Annotated in this window: 10 protein-coding genes and 1 pseudogene; 5 read left to right on the forward strand and 6 right to left on the reverse strand. The window is 75.1% G+C overall.

All coding sequences use genetic code 11. The features are described 5' to 3' along the window. The 3 genes and pseudogenes from SM793_RS23150 to SM793_RS23160 all read right to left on the reverse strand — a co-directional run. A pseudogene (locus SM793_RS23150) lies at window positions 1–168 on the reverse strand (IS5/IS1182 family transposase); the annotation flags it as partial. A gap of 314 nt (window positions 169–482) precedes the next feature. Then, entirely contained in the window at window positions 483–1,025 is a 543-nt protein-coding gene (locus SM793_RS23155; protein ID WP_320440188.1) for a 2'-5' RNA ligase family protein, read from the reverse strand. Beyond that, on the reverse strand, window positions 1,012–1,578 hold the full coding sequence (locus SM793_RS23160; protein WP_320440189.1) for a GNAT family N-acetyltransferase: 567 nt from the start codon (window positions 1,576–1,578) through the stop codon (window positions 1,012–1,014). The genes SM793_RS23155 and SM793_RS23160 overlap by 14 nt, the downstream gene beginning before the upstream one ends. A 243-nt stretch (window positions 1,579–1,821) precedes the next feature. Between SM793_RS23160 and SM793_RS23165 the strand changes: the two genes are divergently transcribed. Next, window positions 1,822–2,742 carry a polysaccharide deacetylase family protein gene (locus tag SM793_RS23165; RefSeq protein ID WP_320440190.1) on the forward strand — a complete coding sequence of 307 codons (921 nt, stop codon included), beginning with the start codon at window positions 1,822–1,824 and terminating at the stop codon, window positions 2,740–2,742. A gap of 130 nt (window positions 2,743–2,872) precedes the next feature. Here SM793_RS23165 and SM793_RS23170 read toward each other — a convergent pair whose 3' ends face one another. Continuing rightward, entirely contained in the window at window positions 2,873–3,310 is a 438-nt protein-coding gene (locus tag SM793_RS23170) for a YchJ family protein (protein WP_320440191.1), read from the reverse strand. Between the two features lie 299 nt (window positions 3,311–3,609). Between SM793_RS23170 and SM793_RS23175 the strand changes: the two genes are divergently transcribed. The 3 genes from SM793_RS23175 (at window position 3,610) to SM793_RS23185 (ending at window position 15,893) form a co-directional block, all read left to right on the forward strand. Then, the gene (locus SM793_RS23175) at window positions 3,610–4,533 is read left to right on the forward strand and encodes a DUF4328 domain-containing protein (RefSeq protein ID WP_320440192.1); all 924 of its coding nucleotides are present in this window, start codon (window positions 3,610–3,612) and stop codon (window positions 4,531–4,533) included. A gap of 687 nt (window positions 4,534–5,220) precedes the next feature. Then, window positions 5,221–10,299 (forward strand): non-ribosomal peptide synthetase, encoded by a 5,079-nt coding sequence (locus tag SM793_RS23180; RefSeq protein ID WP_320440193.1) that lies wholly within the window; start codon window positions 5,221–5,223, stop codon window positions 10,297–10,299. Further along, window positions 10,296–15,893 (forward strand): non-ribosomal peptide synthetase, encoded by a 5,598-nt coding sequence (locus SM793_RS23185; RefSeq protein WP_320440194.1) that lies wholly within the window; start codon window positions 10,296–10,298, stop codon window positions 15,891–15,893. Before SM793_RS23180 ends, SM793_RS23185 begins: the two co-directional genes overlap by 4 nt. Window positions 15,894–15,974: 81 nt before the next feature. Here the strand turns inward: SM793_RS23185 and SM793_RS23190 are convergent, their stop codons facing one another. Further along, the gene (locus SM793_RS23190) at window positions 15,975–16,631 is read right to left on the reverse strand and encodes an NADPH-dependent F420 reductase (RefSeq protein WP_320440195.1); all 657 of its coding nucleotides are present in this window, start codon (window positions 16,629–16,631) and stop codon (window positions 15,975–15,977) included. Window positions 16,632–16,776: 145 nt separating this feature from the next. On the opposite strand from SM793_RS23190, the gene SM793_RS23195 reads away from it, so the two are divergent. After that, entirely contained in the window at window positions 16,777–18,408 is a 1,632-nt protein-coding gene (locus tag SM793_RS23195; protein WP_320440196.1) for a PQQ-binding-like beta-propeller repeat protein, read from the forward strand. A 65-nt stretch (window positions 18,409–18,473) separates the two neighbouring features. On the opposite strand, the gene SM793_RS23200 is transcribed toward SM793_RS23195, so the two are convergent. After that, window positions 18,474–19,838, reverse strand: coding sequence for an aldehyde dehydrogenase family protein (locus SM793_RS23200; protein ID WP_320440197.1), 1,365 nt, complete (start codon window positions 19,836–19,838; stop codon window positions 18,474–18,476). Window positions 19,839–19,973 lie beyond the last annotated feature (135 nt).

Raw genomic sequence — 19,973 nt, forward strand, 5'->3', positions numbered from 1 at the left:
TCCCTGGTGGCTGCGAGCGGACCGCGAGTCCAGCACGGCCGCCGAGGGCTGCGGGCCACGGCCGTCCGCCACCCGGACCCGATCGCGCAGCGTGTCGTGGACCCGGTCCCGGGTGCCGTCCGCCGACCATGAACGGAACCACCGGTAGGCCGCGTCCCCCGGGGCGAGGCCGCCGCCGGGGCGGGGCCGTGAGTGGATTGCACGGGGCGGGGGTGTGCGCCGGTGCTGTGTTCCGGCCGCTGACCGAACGGCAGGCGCGGGGGCGGGCCGGGGGCGCTGCTGGAATCGCTGCTCACGACCGCGGCCGGAGCGGCCCCGGCGACCGTGGGCGTGCTGGTGGGCGGACCGGTGACCCGACGAGGTCAGGACCGTCAGTGGTCGCGGGACGAGCAACTGCTCGCCTACCGGGAACTCCGGATCGCACGCCGACCCGGGAGACCACGGAGCGCTCTGGTCCCGGACGGCTGTTGTCCCGGACCGGGTCAGCCGGGGGCGCCGTCGACCACGCCCAACGGGCGGGTCAGCTGGGTCCCGGAGTCGAAGCTGCGGGCGGCCGTGAAGGTTCCGGTGAGGTCCGGGTGGCGGCCGAGGGCGGTGTGGGCGAGGGACACGTCCTCCGGGGTGAGGCGGCGGGTGAGGCCGAGGTGCGGGGACCAGCGGCCGGGGATGTAGTGGGGGGACGGTTCCCCGGCGCCGTCCAGGACCTCCCAGACGCGTTGGTGGAACTGCACCAGTTCGACCGTGGGGACGACGGCCCAGCTGAGCACCCGGCGCCGGCTGCGGGCCGCGAAGGACAGCAGGCCGGTCAGTCGGACGGTCAACGGCAGGGCTTCGGCGAGGAGCTCGTCGAGCCGCTCGGGGGCGCCGGTGGGCATCCGGGCGCAGGCGGCCAGGGTGAGATGCGGGCGGTGGCCCGGATGGGGGTTGTCGGCGAGGCTGTCCACCCCGGCGTCCGCCAGCCGCTGCCACACGGTGCGCACGGCGCGGTCGAACGGCGGGTCGCAGAGCAGCTCAACCGTCTGCACGGCCCCCGCCCGGCCGCTGCTGCGGTGCGAGGTCCTTGCCGTACCAGACCTCGGCGTACGGGCTGTTGCCGTAGGCCGGGATCTCGCGGTAGCCGTGCCGGGTGTAGAGCGCGCGGGCCTCGACCAGGTCGAGCCGGGTGTCCAGGACGATCCGCCGGGCGCCGAGGGAGCGTGCCGCCTCCTCGACGGCGGCGAGCAGCCGGGTGCCGCCGCCGGTGCCGCGTCGGGACGGCCGGACGTAGACCCGGGTCAGTTCGACGGTCGTGGCGTCGAGCACCCGCAGGCCGGCGCAGGAGTCGGCCCCGCCCGCGTACCGGCCGAGCAGGAAGACCCCGGCGGGCGGGGCGAGGTGGTCGCTGGGAGTGTCGGCGAGGCCGGTCTCGATCTCCTCAGCCGTGCCGTCCCGGTCGAAGTGGAGCCGGTAGTAGCGGTTGGCGACGTCGATGAAGTACTCGCGCAGCAGCGCCAGGGACTCGGCGGATCCGACATCGGCGGGCGCGACCGCCCAGGCGTCTCCGGTGCTGTGCCGCGTACTCGTCGTGCTCGTCGTCATGGGCGCATTATCGGGCGCCCTCCGCGCCCCGCGCCAACCCTTTTCGATCGTCGACCGGACCGTAGCCGCAGGTCGGGGACGTGGTCCGGGGTGGGCCGGGCGGGTGACGGGGGGATTGGGTGCCCGGCGTGGCGGGGGAGCAGTGGGGTTATGCACAGACCATCAGATAATCGCATTAATTGGGGTTTAGCTGGACCCCGGCGCAGGCGGGGGCGGGGCGGGCTGGTCGCGGCGGTGTGCCTGGTGGCCGCCGTCGCGGGGTGCGGCGGCGGCTCGGCCGGCGGCGGCGCGGTGCCGTCGACGGCGCGGGCCGGGGCGAGTGCGGCGACCGACCGCAGCGGACCCCGACCCCCGGCCGCCCCGGCTGCCCTGGCCGTTCCGGCGGTGCTCCCGGGGCCGGCCAGGGCGGAGGAGGAGACCAGCGGCGAGGCGGTGGCCCGTCGGGCCGAGGCCGCCCGCGCGGCGCTGGAGACCGCCCGGCGCTGGGGCCTGGCCCGGCTGCCGCTGCCGGCCCCGCAGCCCCCGGCGGGCCGGCCCGAGCTGCGCGCCGCGCAGGGCGTCAAGCTCGCGGACGGGCTGCCGCCGGTGGTCTACCGGGTGCCCACCGAGCAGCCGATCGTCTTCCTGACGGTGGACGACGGCGCCGAGAAGGACCCGGAGTTCAGCCGGATGGCGGCCGAGCTCGGCATCCCGCTGTCCACCTTCGTCGCCGACTACCTGGCCCGCTCCGACTACGGCTACTTCCGCGGGCTGGCCGGGCAGGGCGACGCGGTGAACAACCACACCATCAACCACCGCAACCTCAAGGTCCTCGACTACGCGACCCAGCGCGACGAGATCTGCCGCCAGCAGGACCAGCTGGAGGGCCAGATCGGCAGCCGCCCCCGGCTCTTCCGGCCGCCCTACGGCGAGTACAACGAGGACACCCTGCGGGCCGCCGGCTCCTGCGGCATCGAGGCGGTGCCGCTGTGGAACGAGGAGGCGTTCCCGGACCGGATGGAGTACCGCTACGAGGACCAGCGGCTCCACCCGGGCGACATCATCCTGACCCACTTCCGCGGCACCGACCTGTGGCCGGGGACCATGCCCGACCTGCTGCGCAAGGTGGTCGACGAGGTCACCGCCCAGGGCTTCGCCCTGGCCCGGCTGGACGACTACCTGTAGTCGGGTGCACGGGTGCACGGGTGCACGAATGCACAGGTGACGGTGCACGCGCGGGCGGTCCTCCGGGGCCGCCCGCCCCCGCCCGCCCCGGGCCCCCGGGCCCCCGGGCCCCCGGGCCGAGCGGCCCGCCTCAGTCGAGCGAGAGCGCGTCCAGGTACACCCAGGCACCCTCGTGCCGCACGAACCGACTGTGCTCGGTGAGGACGCCGTCCTCCCGCCCCTCCGTGAAGTGCGCGCGGAACGCCACCGTGCCCTCGCCGTGGAACGCCCCGCCCTCGGCACTGGAGAGCACCTCCAGCCGCACCCAGCGCAGCCCCGGGTCGAAGTCCACGCTCTCCGGCCGGGTGCTCGGGTGCCAGGTGCGCAGCAGATAGGCCTCGTCGCGGGCGGCGAAGGCGCTGTAGCGCGAGCGCATCAGCGCCTCGGCGGTGGCCGCGGCGACCTGGCCCCGGTGCAGTCGGCCGCAGCACTCGGCGTAGCTGCCGGGCAGGCCGCAGGGACAGGGGGAGGAGGGGAGCAGGCGCGGCGCGGGCGTACTGGCGCCGGGCGCGGAACGACGTCGGGACATGCGGTCCATTCTGGCCCCTCCGGCGCGGCGCCCGCGGCGCGGACCCGGCGATCGGGCGCGGACCCGGCGTTCGTGGGCGGACCGCTGATCGGGCGCGGAACCGGGCAAAGTCCGCGATATCGCCTCTGACCTGTACCGATGCGGAGAACGAAGTGGCGGGTCGGCCCGACGGGGCCCTAGAGTCGGCCCGCTCGCGGCCGGCCCGTGGCGGCGGCGGGGCGGGCGAGGGCCGGTCCCGGTGCGATCTTCTTGTCTGGGGAGCGGTTCCAGTGGTGTGTGTGGTCTGCGGGGCTCGGCCGGTGCTGGGGAACGGCGGGCGCTGCTACGCCTGTGCGGAGGCCGCCCCGCACTGGCCGAGGGACTTCCGATCGCCCAAGGCCGCCGCGGTGGTGGCCGTCGTGCTGCTGGTGCTGAGCGGTCTGCTGGCGTTGGCCGTGCTGGTGAGCGACCTCTTCGGGGTGCGGGCGATCGGCCTGGTGCTGGCGGACGCGGACGACGCGGAGGGGCTCGACCTGCTGGACTCGCTGGCCGCGCTGGAGAGCGCGGTGAACGGTCTGTCGGCGTTCGCGGTGGTGGCGACGGCCGTGTCCTTCGTCGTCTGGTTCCATCGGATCCGGGTGAACGCCGAGCTGTTCGTGCCGAACGGGCACCGGCTCGCGTCCGGCTGGGCGATCGGGGCGTGGTTCACGCCCGTGGTCGGGCTCTGGTTCCCGTGGCAGCTGGTGGTGGACTGCTGGCAGGCCAGTGCCCCGGTCGATCCGGACGGCCGGAGGCGGATCGTGCCGCAGTGGCTGGTGTCGGCTTGGTGGACGGCCTGGATCGGCTCGCTCGTGGCCCCGCGGATCGCCCGCGCCCTGGTCCGGGCGGATTCGGGGATCGGGGCGGAGGGCGAGCAGCTCGAAGGAATGCGGACCGCGTTGCAGGTCGAGGTCGCCGGGAACGCGCTGCGGGTGGCGGCGGCCGTGCTGGCGGTCCTGGTGGTCCGGCGGCTGACGGAGATGCAGATCGCGAGGGCGGCCGTGGCGCTGCGCCCGGCGGCCCGGCCCGGTCCGCCCCAGGGCCCGTTCGGACCGCAGGCCGTGCCGGGCCCGCAGGCCGTGCCGGGTGCGCAGGCCGTGCCGGGCCCGTGGCCCGTGCCGGGTGCGCAGGCCGTTCCCGGTTCGCAGGGCCGGACCGCGTCCGCCGCGGTGGGGGATTCGGCGGCGTCGGGCGCCGCGACCTGATCGTTTCGTCCTCCTCTTCGTGCGCCGGGTCCGGAGGTGTCCACCGACACCTCCGGACCCGGCGTTCGTGCGTCCCGGTGTGCCTTTCGGCGGGTCCTGCGGCTGGGGCCGGGGTGTGACCGGGGGCCCGGGCGTCCGGGGCGGCGGGTGGCGGGGCGGGGGTGGGAGCCCGGTGCGGGCCGGGTGGTCGAGGCTTTCGTGGAGCGCCCGGAGTCCGCCGTGAATGCACACCGTTTGCACACAGATCTGTGGTCGGTCCGGCCGCGTCCGCCGCCTCCGGGGTTGCTGTCCGGGCGGGCCGGGGGGTCGTGTCGGACAGGTGGGTGGCGGTGGGGGCGAGGGTCGTACTATCGGCCAGATCTTGACTGCCCTCGGACAATATTGAGTCCGGAAATCTGCTTGCGGTGCCAGTAGGACACAAGTGTGCGCCAACTGACGAACCGTCGGGCAAACGCTATCGGTACGGACCGGCGCTGCCAAGGGGGTTGCCAATCCGGGTGAAATCGCCGACGAACCGTCAGATCGGCGCGCCGCTGACCAGGGCGGGAGAGGTGATCTTTCCGGCATATCGAACGAGTGACGGAAATGTGCTGGTGATTCGTAGATCTTTACCCCACCATCTCCCAGGGCACACCGCCCATTTCTCGCCGACCACAAGTCGATGCAGCAACACCTCGGGAGAGAGCGATGAGTTCGACGGGACTTACTCCACTGGATCCGGCAGCACCGCTGGCCGAACTGGTGGCCGCGCAGGTCAGACGAACCCCGGACGCCACGGCCGTGATCGACGGCACACGCCGGCTGACCTACCGTGAACTGGACGCCGCGACCGCCGCGGTGGCGGGCCGGCTGGCCGCCGCCGGAGTCCGGGCCGAGACCCTGGTCGGCGTATGCCTGCCACGAACGGCCGACCTCGTGGTCGGCCTGCTGGCGGTGCTACGGGCCGGCGGAGCCTACGTGCCGCTCGATCCGGCCTATCCGCGTGACCGCCTCGAACTGGTCGTCGGTGACGCGCAGGCCCCCGTCGTGCTCACCGACAGCGCCCACGAGCACCTGCTGAACGGTTCGGGCGCCACCCTCCTGCACATCGACGGCGACGGCCCCGCCGCCCCGCTCGACCCCGCCGCCGCGCGCCCCAGCACCGGCGACGCGGCCACCGACGCCCTGGCCTACGTGCTCTACACCTCCGGCTCCACCGGCCGCCCCAAGGGCGTCTCGGTCACCCAGCGCGGCGTCAACGCGATGCTCCGCTGGGCCGCCGACACCTACACCGCCGCCGACCTCACCGGTGTGCTGTTCGGCACCTCCGTGTGCTTCGACATCTCGGTGTACGAGCTGTTCTTCCCGCTCTCCGTCGGCGGCACGATCGTGGTCGCCGAGAACGTCCTCGCCCTCCCCGAGCTGCCCGCCCGGGACGAGGTCACCCTGGTCAACACCGTGCCCAGCGCGATGGCCGCGCTGCTGCGCGCCGACGACCTCCCGGGCGACCACCCGCCCGGCGGCGGCGGACTGCCGGCCGGTGTGCGCGTGGTCAACCTGGCCGGCGAGGCGCTGCCCCGCCACCTCGCGGACAAGGTCCACGCCCGGACCGGCGTCCAGCGCCTCTACAACCTGTACGGGCCCACCGAGGACACCGTCTACTCCACCTGGGCGCTGATCGCCCACGGCGGGACCGGCGAGCCGGTCATCGGCCGACCGCTCCCCGGCACCCTCGACCACATCCTCGACGAGCACCGGATACCCGTGCCGGACGGCGGCATCGGCGAGCTGTACCTCTCCGGCGAGGGCCTGGCCCGCGGCTACCACGGCCGCCCCGACCTCACCGAGGAGCGCTTCGTCCACGTCGACGGCCTGCGCTGCTACCGCACCGGGGACCTGGTCCGCCGGCTGCCCGACGGCGACCTGGAGTACCACGGGCGGGTCGACCACCAGGTGAAGGTCCGCGGCTTCCGGGTCGAACTCGGCGAGATCGAGGCGGTGCTCGCCACCCACCCCGCGGTCGAGGCCGCCGCCGCCGTCGTCCAGCGCGACGAGGCCGGCGACTACCTGGCCGCCTTCGTCCAGCCCGCCCCCGGCTCCGCCGAACCGACACCCGCCGAACTGCGCGCCCACTGCGCCGCCGCGCTGCCCGGCTACATGGTGCCGCTGGCCGTCGCCGTGCTGGCGGAACTGCCGCTCACCCCCAACGGCAAGACCGACCGCAAGGCGCTGCCCCCCGTCGCCCGCAGCCGGGGCGGGCACGAGCTGTTCGTCGCCCCCCGCACCCCCGCCGAGATTCGGATCGCCGAACTCTGGCAGTCCCTGCTCGGCGTCCCCGAGGTCGGCGTGCACGACGTCTTCCTCGACCTCGGCGGCCATTCCCTGCTCGCGGTCGGCCTGCTGGCCCGGGTCGAGCGCGAGTTCGGCACCCGGGTGCCGCTCGCCGAGTTCTTCGCCGCCCCGACCGTCGCCGCGCTGGCCGTCCGCGCCGCCAACGGCGGCGGTGGCCGGGCCTCCGTGGAGCCGCCGCGGCGGGAGGCCCACCTGCCCGCCCGCGCCACCGAGTTCCAGCGCGAACTCTGGCTGCACGAGGCCGTGCAGCCCGGCAGCCCGCTCTACAACGTGCCGGTGCGGATCCGCGCCGAGGGCACCCTCGACCGCGAGGCCCTCGGCCGCGCGCTCAGCGAGGTCGTCCGCCGCCACGAGTCGCTGCGCACCGCCCTGTACGGCGACCCGAACCCGAGCGAGCTCGACGACGCCGTCGCCGACGTCCGCCCGCCGTACCCGGTCGAGGTGCCGCTGCTCGACCTGGTCGGCCCCCACGGTCAGGTGGCCGACGAGGAGGCGATCGACGACGCGCTGCGCGCCGAGGCCGCCCGCCCGCTCGACCTCGCCGGCGGCCGGCTGCTGCGCGCCCTGGCCGTGCGGACCGGCACGGACCGGCACGAGCTGCTGCTCACCGTGCACCACGCCGCGGCCGACGGCTGGGCCGCCGGGCTGCTGCTCACCGAGGTCGCCCGCGCCCTGCGGGACGGTGAACTGCCCGAGCCCGAGGTCCAGCTGTCGGACGTCGCCCGCTGGGAGCTGCGCGACGTCGAGGCCGGCCGCGAGGGCGCCGAGCGCTGGGCCGAGTGGCTGCGCGGCGTCGAGGGCGACCAGCACCTGCCCGGCGACCGCACGCGCCCCAACCCGCAGGACGTCGCCGGCCGCCGGCTCGCCCGAAGGCTGGACGGCGGGTTCGTCGAGGGCATCGAGAAGTGGGCCGCGGGGGAGGGCGCCAGCCTCTACACGGTGGTGCTCGCCGCACTCGGCGGAGTGCTGCACCGCTACACCGGCCGGACCGACGTCGCCGTGATCAGCCCCTTCGCCGTCCGCCCGGTGCCCGAGCTGGAGACCGTGATCGGCTCCCTGATCAACACCGTCGCGCTGCGCTTCGACGTGGCCGGCGCCGACACCTTCCGCGAACTGGTCGCCCGGGTCCGCCCCGTCGTCCTGGCGGCCGCCGACCACAGCGGTCACCCCTTCGTCGACCACGCCCGGCGCTACGGCGGCTCTCCCGGCGTCACCGCCTCGCCGATCTCGCAGGTGCTGCTGGCCGTCCAGAACCACCCGGTGGCCGGCGTCGAACTGCCCGGACTGAAGCTCACCTTCGTCGCCGAGGTGTGCAACGGCACCGCCAAGACGGACCTCTCGCTGTTCCTGGAGTTCCCGGCCGACGGCCCGCTGCTGTCCGCCGAGTACCGCACCTCCCGCTACGAGGAGCGGTCCGTGCGCGCCGCGCTCGACCACCTGGTCGCGCTGCTCGCCGCCGCCGTCGCCGAACCCGACCGCCCGCTCGGCGAGCTGGCCATGCTCTCCGCCGCCGAACTCGCGGTGGAGGAGCCGGTCAACCGCACCGAGACGCCGATCCCCGACGCCCCGCTGCACCGGCTGGTCGCCGACCGGGCCGCCCGCACCCCGGACGCGCCCGCCGTGTCCGCCGCCGACGGCACCCTCGACTACGCCGGACTCCTCGACACCGCCGACCGGCTGGCCCACCTGCTGGGCGCCCGCGGCGTCGGCCCCGGCCACCTGGTCGCGGTCGCCGTCCGGCGCGGCCGGCTGCTGCCCGCCGCCCTGCTCGGCGTGCTCCGCAGCGGCGCCGCCTACCTGCCGCTCGACATCGACCAGCCGCTCGCCCGCAACCGGGCCGTGCTCGACGACGCCGGCGTCACCGTGGTGGTCGCCGAGGGCGCGACCGCCGGGGACGAACTGCTGCACGGCCGGGAGGCCGTCCTCGTGGACGGCCCCGAGCATGCCGCCGCCCCCGCCCAGGCGCCGGACGTCACGGTCGGCCCGGAGGACCCGGCCTACCTGATGTACACCTCCGGCTCCACCGGCAGCCCCAAGGGCGTCGCCGTGCCGCACCGGGCGATCGTCAACTTCCTCACCTCGATGGGCCGCGAACCCGGCCTCACCGCGCGGGACGTGATGGCCGCCGTCACCACCGTGACCTTCGACATCGCCGGCCTGGAACTGTGGCTGCCACTGGTCACCGGAGCCCGGGTGGAGATCGCCGACCGGGCCACCGCCACCGACGGGGCCGCCCTCGGCGCCTGGGTGGAGAAGCAGGGCGTCACCCACCTCCAGGCCACCCCCGCCACCTGGCGGATGCTGCTGGAGGCCGACTGGGCCGGCCGCCCGGGACTGACCGCGCTGTGCGGCGGCGAGGCGCTCACCGCCGACCTCGCCCGCGCCCTGCTCGGCCGGGTCGGCTCCCTGTGGAACCTCTACGGCCCGACCGAGACCACCGTCTGGTCCACCGTCCAGCGGGTCACCCCCGAACTCGCGGCCCTCGGCGGCGTGGTGGCCCTCGGCGCGCCCATCGCCAACACCCGGCTGCACCTGCTCGACAGCTCCGGCCAGCCGGTCCCGGTCAACGGCATCGGCGAGCTGTGCATCGCCGGCGCGGGCGTCGCGCTCGGCTACCACGGCCGGCCCGAGCTGACCGCCGAACGCTTCACCGCCGAACCGGGCCGCACCGACGGCGCGTTGATGTACCGCACCGGCGACCTCGCCAGCCGCCGCGCCGACGGCCGGCTGGAGTACCACGGCCGTGCCGACGCCCAGGTCAAGCTGCGCGGCTTCCGGATCGAGCTGGGCGAGATCGAGGCCGCGATCACCGCGCTCCCGGGGGTCGCCGCGGGCGCCGCCCGGCTCGTCGAGACCCCGGCCGGACCGGCCCTGGCCGGTTACGCCGTCGCCCCGGGCCTGACCGAGGACGCGTTGCGCACCGCGCTGACCGAGCGGCTGCCCGACTACATGGTGCCCGCCGGGCTCGTCCTGCTCGACGCGCTGCCGCTGACCGCCGGCGGCAAGGTCGACCGGGCCGCGCTGCCGGTGCCGCAGCTCGGCGGGGCCGGCGCCCCGCCCGAGGGCGACTGCGAGGAACTGCTCGCGGACCTGTGGATCGAGGTCCTCAAGGTCGAGCGGGTCTCCCGGCACGACGACTTCTTCTCCCTCGGCGGGCACTCGCTGCTCGCCACCCGGCTGCTGGCGCGGATCCGGGACACCTTCGAGACCGAACTGCCCCTGCGCGTGGTCTTCGAGGACCGCACCCTGGCCGCCCTGGCCCGCCGGGTCGAGGAGCGCCTGCTGGCGGAGATCGACGACCTCGAGGACCTCGGGGACCTGAACGACCTCGGGGACGTGAACGACCTGGGTGACCCGAACGACTTCGGGCACCTGAACGACCTCGGTGACCTGAACAGCCTCGACGACCTGAACCTGACGGGGGAGACCGCATGACCGAGCACAGCACCACCGGGCCGACCCCGGACCGGCAACCGGACCGGCAACCGGCCCAGCAGCCCGACCAGGCCGCCCGCCGGCAGGAACTCCTGCGCCGCCGCCTCGCCAAGGCCAAGGCCGCCAAGGCGGCCGCCGCGGCCGGCGGCGCCGAGCACCGCACCATCACCCCGCGCCCCGAGGGCACGGCGCCCCCGCTGTCCTCGGCCCAGCGCCGGATGTGGTTCCTCGCCCAGTACGAACCGGACAGCGCCGCCTACCACATCCCGCTCGCCCTGCACCTCGACGGCGAGCCCGACGAGGCCGCCCTCGCCGCCGCGCTCACCGACGTCCTCGCCCGGCACGAGGTGCTCCGCACCGTCTACCCGACCGTCGACGGCGAGGTGAGCCCCGTACCGAGACCCGCCGAGGGCTTCGCCCTCACCACCGCCGACGTCCCCGCCGACCGGATCGACGACTGGCTGGCGGCCGAGGCCCGCCGACCCTTCGACCTGGCCGCCGACCTGCCGCTGCGGGCCGCCCTGCTGCGCACCGACGAGGGCGCCGTCCTCAGCCTGGTGCTGCACCACATCGCGGCCGACGGCTGGTCGATCGGCGTCCTGTTCGGCGACCTCGCCACCGCCTACGGCGCCCGCCGCGCCGGGCGGGCCCCGGCCTTCGAGCCGCTGCCCGTCCAGTACGCGGACGTCGCGCACTGGCAGCGCACCGAACTCGCCGCCGAACTCGACCGGCAGCAGGCCTGGTGGCAGGAGCGCCTGCGCGGCGCCGCCACCACCGTCACCGTGCCCGCCGACCGGCCCCGGCCGGCCGTCGCCGGCACCGAGGGCGCCCGGTTCACCGAGGCGCTCGGCGACGGGCGCACCCGCCGGATCCGCGCCCTCGCCGAACAGACCGGCAGCACCGTCTACATGGTGCTGCTGGCCGCCCTGCAGACCGTCCTCGGCCGGTACACCGGCAGCGAGGACGTCACCGTCGGCACCCCGATCGCCGGGCGCACCCGCAGCGAGACCGAGCCGCTGGTCGGCTGCTTCGTCAACACCCTGGCGATGCGCACCGACCTCTCCGGCGACCCGACGGTCCGCGAACTCCTGGAACGGGTCAAGGACGCCACCCTCGGCGCCTACGGCCACCAGGACCTGCCGTTCGAGCGGCTGATCGACGCGCTCGGCCTGGAGCGCGAACTCGCCCACACCCCGCTGTTCCAGGTCCTGCTGAACGTCCACAACCAGGCCGAGGCCCGCCCCGAGCTGCCCGGCCACACCGTCCACTGGCGGCCGATCGGCACCGACACCGCCAAGTTCGACCTCTCGGTGGCCGTCGTCGACAACGGCGGCGAACTCGCCGCCGACCTGATCTGGCGCACCGAGCTGTACGACGAGCCCACCGTCCGCCGCTTCCTCGGCCACCTCACCACCACCCTCGACGCGATGGTCGCCGACCCCGACCGCCCGCTCGCCGGACTTCCCCTGCTCACCCCGTCCGAGCAGCGGCAACTGGCCGAGTGGGACGACGAGGCCCCGCGCGGCTGGGACCTCGGCGGCACCCTGCACGGCCTGGTCGAGGAGCAGGCCCGCCGCACCCCCGACGCGCCCGCCGTGCGCGGCGCCGACGGCGTCCTCGGCTACGCCGAACTCGACCGGCGCGCCAACGCGCTGGCCCACCGGCTGCGCGCCCAGGGCGTCGGCCCGGACCGCCCGGTCGGCCTGCTGGTCGAGCGCTCCGCCGCCCTGGTCGTCGGCATGCTCGCCATCCTCAAGGCCGGCGGCGCCTACCTGCCGCTCGACCCGGTCTACCCGGACGGCCGGATCAACGCCCTGCTCGACGCCGCCGGCGTCGCGGCCGTCGTCACCACCGAGGACCAGCGCGGACGCCTCACCGGCGGCCACCCGGTGGTCGTCCCGGACGGCGCCGAACGGCCCGACGCGCCCGAGGTGGACGTCCGCCCCGAGCACCTCTGCTACCTGCTCTTCACCTCCGGCTCCACCGGCACCCCGAAGGGCGTCGCGGTCGAGCACCGCAACTACCGCAACTACCTTCACGGCCTGCGCGAGCGCGTCGGTGGCGACCAGACGGGCTGGAACTGGGCCCTGGTCTCCACCTTCGCCGCCGACCTCGGCACCACCAACGTGTTCGGCGCGCTCACCGGCGGCGGCTGCCTGCACCTGCTGACCCGCGACCAGGCCACCGACCCGGAGGCGTTCGCCGCCTACACGGCCGAGCACCGGATCGACGCCGCCAAGCTCGTCCCCAGCCACCTGGAGGGCCTGGCCGCGCACGGCGCCGGCCTCGACGCCGTCCTCCCGGCCCGGCTGCTGATCTGCGCCGGCGAGGCGCTGCGGCCCGACCTGGTGGCCCGGATCCGCGCCGCCCGGCCCGACCTGGCGCTGCACAACCACTACGGGCCCACCGAGACCACTGTCTCGATGCTCGGCGCGCCCGTCCCCGCCGACCTCGGCGACGCGGTCACCGCACCGCTCGGCCGTCCGTTCGGCAACGTCACCGCGCACCTGCTGGACGCCCGCCGCCGCCCCGTCCCGGTCGGCGTCCCCGGCGAGCTGTACGTCTCCGGCGGCGGCGTCGCCCGCGGCTACCTCGGCCGCGAGGACCTCACCGCGGAACGCTTCCTGGAGGTGGACGGCCGCCGCTGCTACCGCACCGGCGACCTGGTCCGCCGCCGCCCCGGCGGCGCGATCGAGTTCCTCGGCCGGATCGACCAGCAGGTCAAGATCCGCGGCTTCCGGGTCGAGATCGGCGAGGTCGAGGCCGAGCTGACCGCCCGGCCCGAGGTCCGCGAGGCCGTGGTGGTCGCCCGGGGCGAGGGCGCCACCGGCTCCCTGGTCGGCTACCTGGTGCCCGCCGACCCGGCCGCCGCGCCCGACCCGGGCGAGCTGCGCGCCGCGCTGCGCACCCGACTGCCCGACTACATGGTCCCGGCCGCCCTGGTCGTCCTGGACGCCCTGCCGCTGAACGCCAACGGCAAGGTCGACCGGGCCGCCCTGCCCGAGCCGGCCGCCGTCCAGCCCGCCGCCGGCGGCGGCGAACTCACCACGGAGACCGAGCACGCCGTGGCCGCCGCCTACCTCAAGGTCCTGGCGACCGAGGAGATCGGCGCCGCCGACGACTTCTTCGCCCTCGGCGGCGACTCCTTCTCCGCCGTGCACGCCGTCCGGCTGATCGGCAACGGCCTGTCGGTGATCGACCTGTTCCAGCACCCCACCGTCCGCGAACTCGCCGCGCTGATCGACGCCCGGGCCGGCGGCACCGCCGACGAGGGACCGCGCACGCTGCTGCACAAGCTCACCCGGGGCAACACGCCGGCCCGGATGAACGTCGTCTGCGTCCCCTACGGCGGCGGCAGCCCGATCACCTTCCAGCCGCTCGCCGACGCGCTGCCGCCCGACCACCGGCTCTACGCCGTCGAGCTGCCCGGCCACGACCCGAGCCGCCCCGACGACGAACTCGCCGAACTCGACACCCTCGCCGACACCCTGACCGCCCAGGTGCTGGAGCGGATCGACGGCCCGGTGCTGCTCTACGGCCACTGCCTCGGCGGGGCGCTCGCCACCGCCCTCGGCTCCCGGCTGGAGGCGGCCGGTGTCGACCTGCGCGGCCTCGCCCTCGGCGGCACCTTCCCCGCCGCCCGGCTGCCCGGCCGCTTCGCCGAGTGGATGGCCCGGCGGATGCCCGGCGACCGGGCGCTGTCCAACCGCGGCTACCTCGAGTTCCTGCGCGCGATGGGCGGCTTCACCGACGTCTACGACCAGGCCGAACAGGACTTCCTGGTCCGGGCGCTGCGCCACGACGTCCGGCAGGCCGAGGAGTTCTACACCCGCGCCTACGGCGACGAACGGCCGGAGCGGATCGACGCCCCGATTCTCTGCGTGGTCGGCGAGAAGGACCGCGCCACCCTGCTCTACCAGGAGCGGTACACCGAGTGGGAGCACTTCGGGGACACCGTGGACCTCGCGGTCGTCCCGCGCGCCGGGCACTACTTCCTCAAGCACCAGGCCGGTGAACTCGCCCGGGTGCTGGCCGGGTTCGCCGCCACCGGCGAGGTGACCGAGCAGGTCGCCGAGAAGCGCCCGGCCGCCAGGGCCGAACTGGGCACCTTCGCCAAGGTCGCGATCGGCCAGTTCGTGTCGATGATCGGCACCAGCCTCTCCACCTTCGCCCTCGGCGTCTGGGTCTACCAGCAGACCGGCTCGGCCTTCGACTTCGCGATGATCTCGTTCATCGCGGTGCTGCCGGCCGTCCTGCTGCTGCCGATCGCCGGCGCGATCGCCGACCGGGTCGACCGGCGCAAGATCATGATCGTCACGGACACCGTGGCCGCCGCCGGCATGCTCGGCCTCGGCGTACTGCTCTGGACCGACCTCCTGGAGGTCTGGCACATCTACATCGTGGCCTGTGTCGGCTCCACCTGCGGAGCCTTCCAACGGCCCGCCTACCTCGCCGCGATCACCCAGCTGGTGCCCAAGCGCTACCTCGGCCAGGCCAACGGGCTCGCCCAACTCGGCACCGGCGCAGGCGACATGATGGCCATCCTGGCCGGCGGCGTGCTGGTCTCCCTGGTCGGTCTGCACGGCGTCGTGCTGTTCGACATGGCGACCTTCCTCACCGGGGTCACCTGCCTGCTGCTGGTCCGCTTCCCGAACGCGATGTTCGACAAGCAGGAGGAGCCGCTCTGGCGGGAGGTCGTCACCGGCTGGCGGTACATCGCGCGCCGGCACAGCCTGGTCGCCATGGTGGTCTTCTTCGTGGTGTTCAACTACCTGTTCGCCGTCGCCACCGTGCTGATCACCCCGATGGTGCTGGCCACCGGCACGCCCTTCCAGCTCAGCGTGGTCACCGCCCTCGGCGGCCTCGGCGCGATGGTCGGCGCCCTGGTCATGGGGCTCTGGGGCGGCACCCGCCGCCGCTCCGTCGGCATGATCGGCTTCACCTCGGTGGTCGGCCTCGCCGCCGTCCTCACCGGCAGCCGCCCCGAGACCGCCTTCACCGCCTGCGGGCTCTTCCTGCTCTGGGGATCGATGATGATCCTCAACTCGCACTGGATGTCGCTGATCCAGACCAAGGTCGGGATGGAGCTCCAGGGCCGGGTGCTGGCCACCAACCAGATGCTCGCCATGTCGATGATGCCGCTCGGCTTCCTCACCGCGGGCCCGCTCTCCGACCACGTCTTCGAGCCGCTGATGCGCCCCGGCGGCGCGCTCGCCGACTCCGTCGGCCTGGTCATCGGCACCGGACCGGGCCGCGGCGCCGGACTGCTGCTCGTCGTCGTCGGACTGCTGCTCGGGGTCTGGGGCCTGCTCGGCCTCGCCTACCGGCCGCTGCGCCTGCTGGAGGACATCCTCCCGGACGCGCTGCCGGACGCCGAGATCGGCGACAAGGACGCCATCCAGGCCGAGGCCGACCGGCAGCTCGCCCTCGCCGAGGCGGCCCGCGCCGCCGGCCGGCGCGGACGCGGCGCCCGGGCCGGGGACGCGGACCGGCCGCCGTCCGGCACCGTCCGGGTGCCAGGCCCGGCCGGCACCCCGGAACCGGTCGAGGACGACCCGGCCGACCGGGTGCACGCCGCCACCGGCCGCCGGTAGCCGGCGACCGCACGAAGACGCGCCCCCGTCCCCCTCGGTAGGGGGCGGGGGCGCGTCCGTGCCGGTTGCTCCAGCCCGGGGCTACTTCGCGCGCTTGAAGGAGTAGTTGAACTCCGCCGTGCCGAAGGCCCGCATCAGCCGGATCCAGAACGGCATCATCATCTCCATCGCCCGGGCGCCCGTGATGTCGCCCAGGTCGATCACCGACTCCGCCGGCCAGCCGAAGGTGCCCAGCAGCGCCACCGTCCGCGCCTTGGCCTCCTCGTCGTCGCCGGCCAGGAACACGTTGTGCTCGCCGTCGAGCCGGGACGGGTCCACCATCACCGGGGCGGTCACCGTGTTGAGCGTCTTCACCACCAGCGCCCGCGGGAACTCCCGCTGGATCCGCTCACCGACACTGTCGGTGTTCACCGGGTCGAGGGTCAGCTCGCCCTCGGGCGAGAAGACCAGCGGGTTGGAGAGGTCGATCAGGAGCTTGCCCGCCAGCCGCTCCGGGCCCGCCGCCCGCAGCGCGTCCAGGGCGACCGTCCCCGGGGTGGCGTTCAGGACGACCTCGGCGAACTCCGCCGCCTCCGCGAAGGTGCCGTGGTGGCCGGTCGGCCCGGCCTGCTCGGCCCAGGCCGCCGCCGTCTCGTTGTCCTTGCTGCGCGACCCCAGGGTCACGTCGTGTCCGAGTGCCACCAGCTTGTCCGCGATCGTCCGCGCGACTCCACCCGTGCCGATGATTCCGTACCGCACCGCTGTTCTCCCCGTTCGTCGTTCGACCTGCCGGGACGACGATAGATCAACTTCGGGCCGGCGTCCGCCGAACGCCGCGAACGGGCGCCCGCCGACTGGACCACCTCCGCTGGTGGACCCGCCCGGCCCGCCGAACCATGGCGCCATGAACCGCACCACCCCCGGCCCCCGCCCGGCCGCCCGGACCCGCCCGAGCCGCCGCCTGCCGCGCGCCGCCGCGCTCCTCACCGGCCTCGCCCTGCTCGCCCCGCTCGCCGCCGGCACCGCCCGCGCCGACGTCACCACCATCTCCTTCGGCAACGACCGCACCGCCTGGGACCGCGACGAACCGCTGCTCGGCCCCACCGAGGTCGACCGGTCCGACTTCGGCGTCCGCTTCGCCACCCAGCTCGACGGCCAGGTCTTCGCCCAGCCCCTGGTGATCGGCGACACCGTCGTCGTCGCCACCGAGACCAACCACGTCTACGGCGTGAACGCCAGGACCGGGAAGATCACCTGGCACCGCCAGACCGGCCCGGCCTGGGCCTCCGCCGCCATCGGCTGCTCCGACCCCGGCCCCAACGTCGGCACCACCTCCACCCCGGTCTACGACCCCGCCACCGGCACCGTCTACCTCACCAGCAAGGTCGACGACGGCCCCGACGACCACCACCCGCACCACTACGTGCACGCGCTCGACGCCCGGACCGGCGCCGAACGCAGCGGCTGGCCCGTCACCGTCCAGGGCGACCCGGTGAACGCGCCCGGCAAGCCGTTCAACGCCTACCGCTCGCTCCAGCGCCCCGGGCTGCTGCTGCTCGACGGCCGGCTCTACTTCGGCTTCGGCTCGCTCTGCGGCATCGGCGACTACATCGGCACGGTGGCCGGCCTCGACACCCGCACCCGCCGGCTCACCCTGTTCTCCACCGTCGCCGGCTCCGACACCCAGCGCGCCTCCGTCTGGATGTCCGGCAGCGGCCTGGTCTCCGACGGCCCCGGCCGGTTCTTCCTCACCACCGCCAACGGCCAGGGCGCCGGCGCCTCGCCCGCCCCCGGCCCCGGCAACCGCCCGCCCGGCGGCCTCGGCGAGTCCGTGATCCGCTTCGCCGTCGACGCGAACGGCGGCTTCGCCCCCGCCGACTTCTTCAGCCCGACCAACAACGCCACCCTCGACAAGAAGGACACCGACCTCGGCTCCGGCGGCCCGGTCGCCCTCCCGTCCGGCTTCGGCACCGCCGCCCACCCCCACCTCATGGTCCAGGTCGGCAAGGACGGCCGGATCTTCCTGCTCGACCGCGACGACCTCGGCGGCACGGGCCAGGGCCCGAACGGCACCGACAAGGTCGTCGGCCTCACCGGGCCCTACGGCGGCGTGTGGGGCCACCCCGCGGTCTGGGGCGGTGACGGCGGCTACGTCTACACCGTGGAGAACTACGGCAAGCTGCGCGCCCTCAAGTACGGGGTGACCGCCGCCGGCGTCCCGAAGCTGAGCAACGCCGGCACCAGCGCCGAGGACTTCCTCAAGATGTCCGGCTCACCCGTCGTCACCTCCGACGGCACCCGCACCGGTTCCGCCCTGGTCTGGGTGGTCTGGTCCGGCACCGGGAAGTACGGCGAGGGCGGCGAACTGCGGGCGTACGACCCCGTACCGGTCGACGGCACGCTCAAGCTGCGCCGTTCCGTCCCGATCGGCACGGTGAGCAAGTTCTCGGTGCCCGCCACCGACAAGGGGCGCATCTTCATCGGGACCAAGGACCACCGCCTGGTCGCCCTCGGCCGCCCCGGCGCCTTCGCCTGAGCCACCCCGGTCCTCGGCCCCGACGGGCCGCCCGCGTGCGGGCGGCCCGTCGCGCGCGCCGGGGCTCAGCCGCCGTCACCGAGGCGGGCGGTCACCGTCTTGGGGCGCTGGTACTCGTGCAGGGCGAGGGTGGACAGGTCGACGCCCTGGCCGGAGGCGCCCCGGCCGCTGTGCGGGAGTTCGGCGCTCTGGGCGAGGTGGCAGTTGATCCAGGTCTCGCCCGCGTCCAGCCGGGCGGTCAGGTCGAGGGCGGTCGACAGGTCGGCGGTCCAGACGCTGGCGGCGAGGGCCTGCGGCACCCCGTTGGCGAGCGCGAGCGCGGCCTCGACGGTGGGGGCGTGCTGGACGGTCAGCAGCGGGCCGAACACCTCCTCCAGCACCGCCGGGTCGTCGTCCGGCAGGTCGGCGAGCAGCCGGGCGGGACGCCAGAGGCCGTCGCCGCGGCCGGGCCCGGGCAGTGAGCGCCCGGCCGTGGAGGCGGCGAGCAGCCGGTCGTACCGGGCGGCCTGGTCGGGGTTGTTGAGCGGGCCGAAGTCGCGGCCCGCCGCCCGGGCGCCGAGGGCGGCGGCGAGGGCGGTGACGGTCCGCTCGTAGTTCCCGGTGAGGGTGATCACCCGGGCGGGCGCGGCGCAGCTCTGGCCGGCGTTGTAGGTGCACGCGGCGGCGAGCGCGGACCAGGTGTGGCCGGGCGCGTCGGGCAGGACGAGGACCGGGCTGTTGCCGCCGAGTTCCAGGCTGACCCGGCGGTGGCCGGCCCGGGCGGCGATGTCGGCGCCGGCGGCCGCGCTGCCGGTGAAGGCGATCAGGTCCACCTCGGCGGCGACCAGCAGCCGGCCGCTCTCGCGGTCGCCGGCCAGGGTGCTGAGCACGTCCTCGCCGAGTGCCTCGGCGGCGTGGGCGGCGAGCAGTGCCGCCGAGTCGGGGGTGGTCTCGGCGGGCTTGACCACCACGGTGTTCCCGGCGGCGAGGGCCGGGGCGCAGCGCCAGGCCGCCATCAGCAGCGGGTAGTTCCACGGGACGACGGCCGCGACCACGCCGACTGGCTCCCAGCGCACCCAGCTCTCGTGCCCCGGCAGGTAGCGGCCGGCGGCGGGGGCGGTGCCGGTCCGGGCGGCCCCCGCGTAGAAGCGGAACAGGTCGGCGACCTCGCGGACTTCGGCGGCGGCCTCGGCCTCGGGCTTCCCGGTGCCCGCCTGCTCCAGCACCGTGTACTCGGTGAGGTGCCGCTCGATCAGGTCGGCCAGCGCGTCGAGGCGGCGTTCGCGCTCGCGCGGGGTGAGCGCGCGCCAGCGCGGTCCGGCGGCCCGGGCCCGGGCCACGGTCTCGGCGACCTGCGCGGAGCGCGCCGGGACGAGGGTGCCCCGGGTGTGGCCGGTGCGCGGGTCGGTCAGGTGGAGTTCGGGGGCGGCGGGAACGGTGGACGGTGCCATGACGGGGCCTCCGGGCCGGGTCAGTGGGAAAAGGGGACAGCTCGGGGACAGTGGGCAGTTCGGGGCAAGTGGGCAGCTCGGGAGAAGGGGGGCAGCTCGGGAGAGCGGACAGTTCGGGGAGAGGGGTCGACCGGG

Origin of the sequence: Kitasatospora purpeofusca (assembly GCF_034043715.1) — a bacterium.
In the GTDB taxonomy this organism is placed as follows: Bacteria; Actinomycetota; Actinomycetes; order Streptomycetales; family Streptomycetaceae; genus Kitasatospora; species Kitasatospora purpeofusca_A.

What these genes read in the sequence shown, in the direction of transcription:
- SM793_RS23160 (WP_320440189.1), bottom strand. Translation starts at nt 1,578, where the DNA reads ATGACGACGAGCACGACGAGTACGCGGCACAGCACCGGAGACGCCTGG.
- SM793_RS23185 (WP_320440194.1), top strand. Translation starts at nt 10,296, where the DNA reads ATGACCGAGCACAGCACCACCGGGCCGACCCCGGACCGGCAACCGGAC.
- SM793_RS23170 (WP_320440191.1), bottom strand. Translation starts at nt 3,310, where the DNA reads ATGTCCCGACGTCGTTCCGCGCCCGGCGCCAGTACGCCCGCGCCGCGC.
- SM793_RS23200 (WP_320440197.1), bottom strand. Translation starts at nt 19,838, where the DNA reads ATGGCACCGTCCACCGTTCCCGCCGCCCCCGAACTCCACCTGACCGAC.
- SM793_RS23195 (WP_320440196.1), top strand. Translation starts at nt 16,777, where the DNA reads ATGAACCGCACCACCCCCGGCCCCCGCCCGGCCGCCCGGACCCGCCCG.
- SM793_RS23180 (WP_320440193.1), top strand. Translation starts at nt 5,221, where the DNA reads ATGAGTTCGACGGGACTTACTCCACTGGATCCGGCAGCACCGCTGGCC.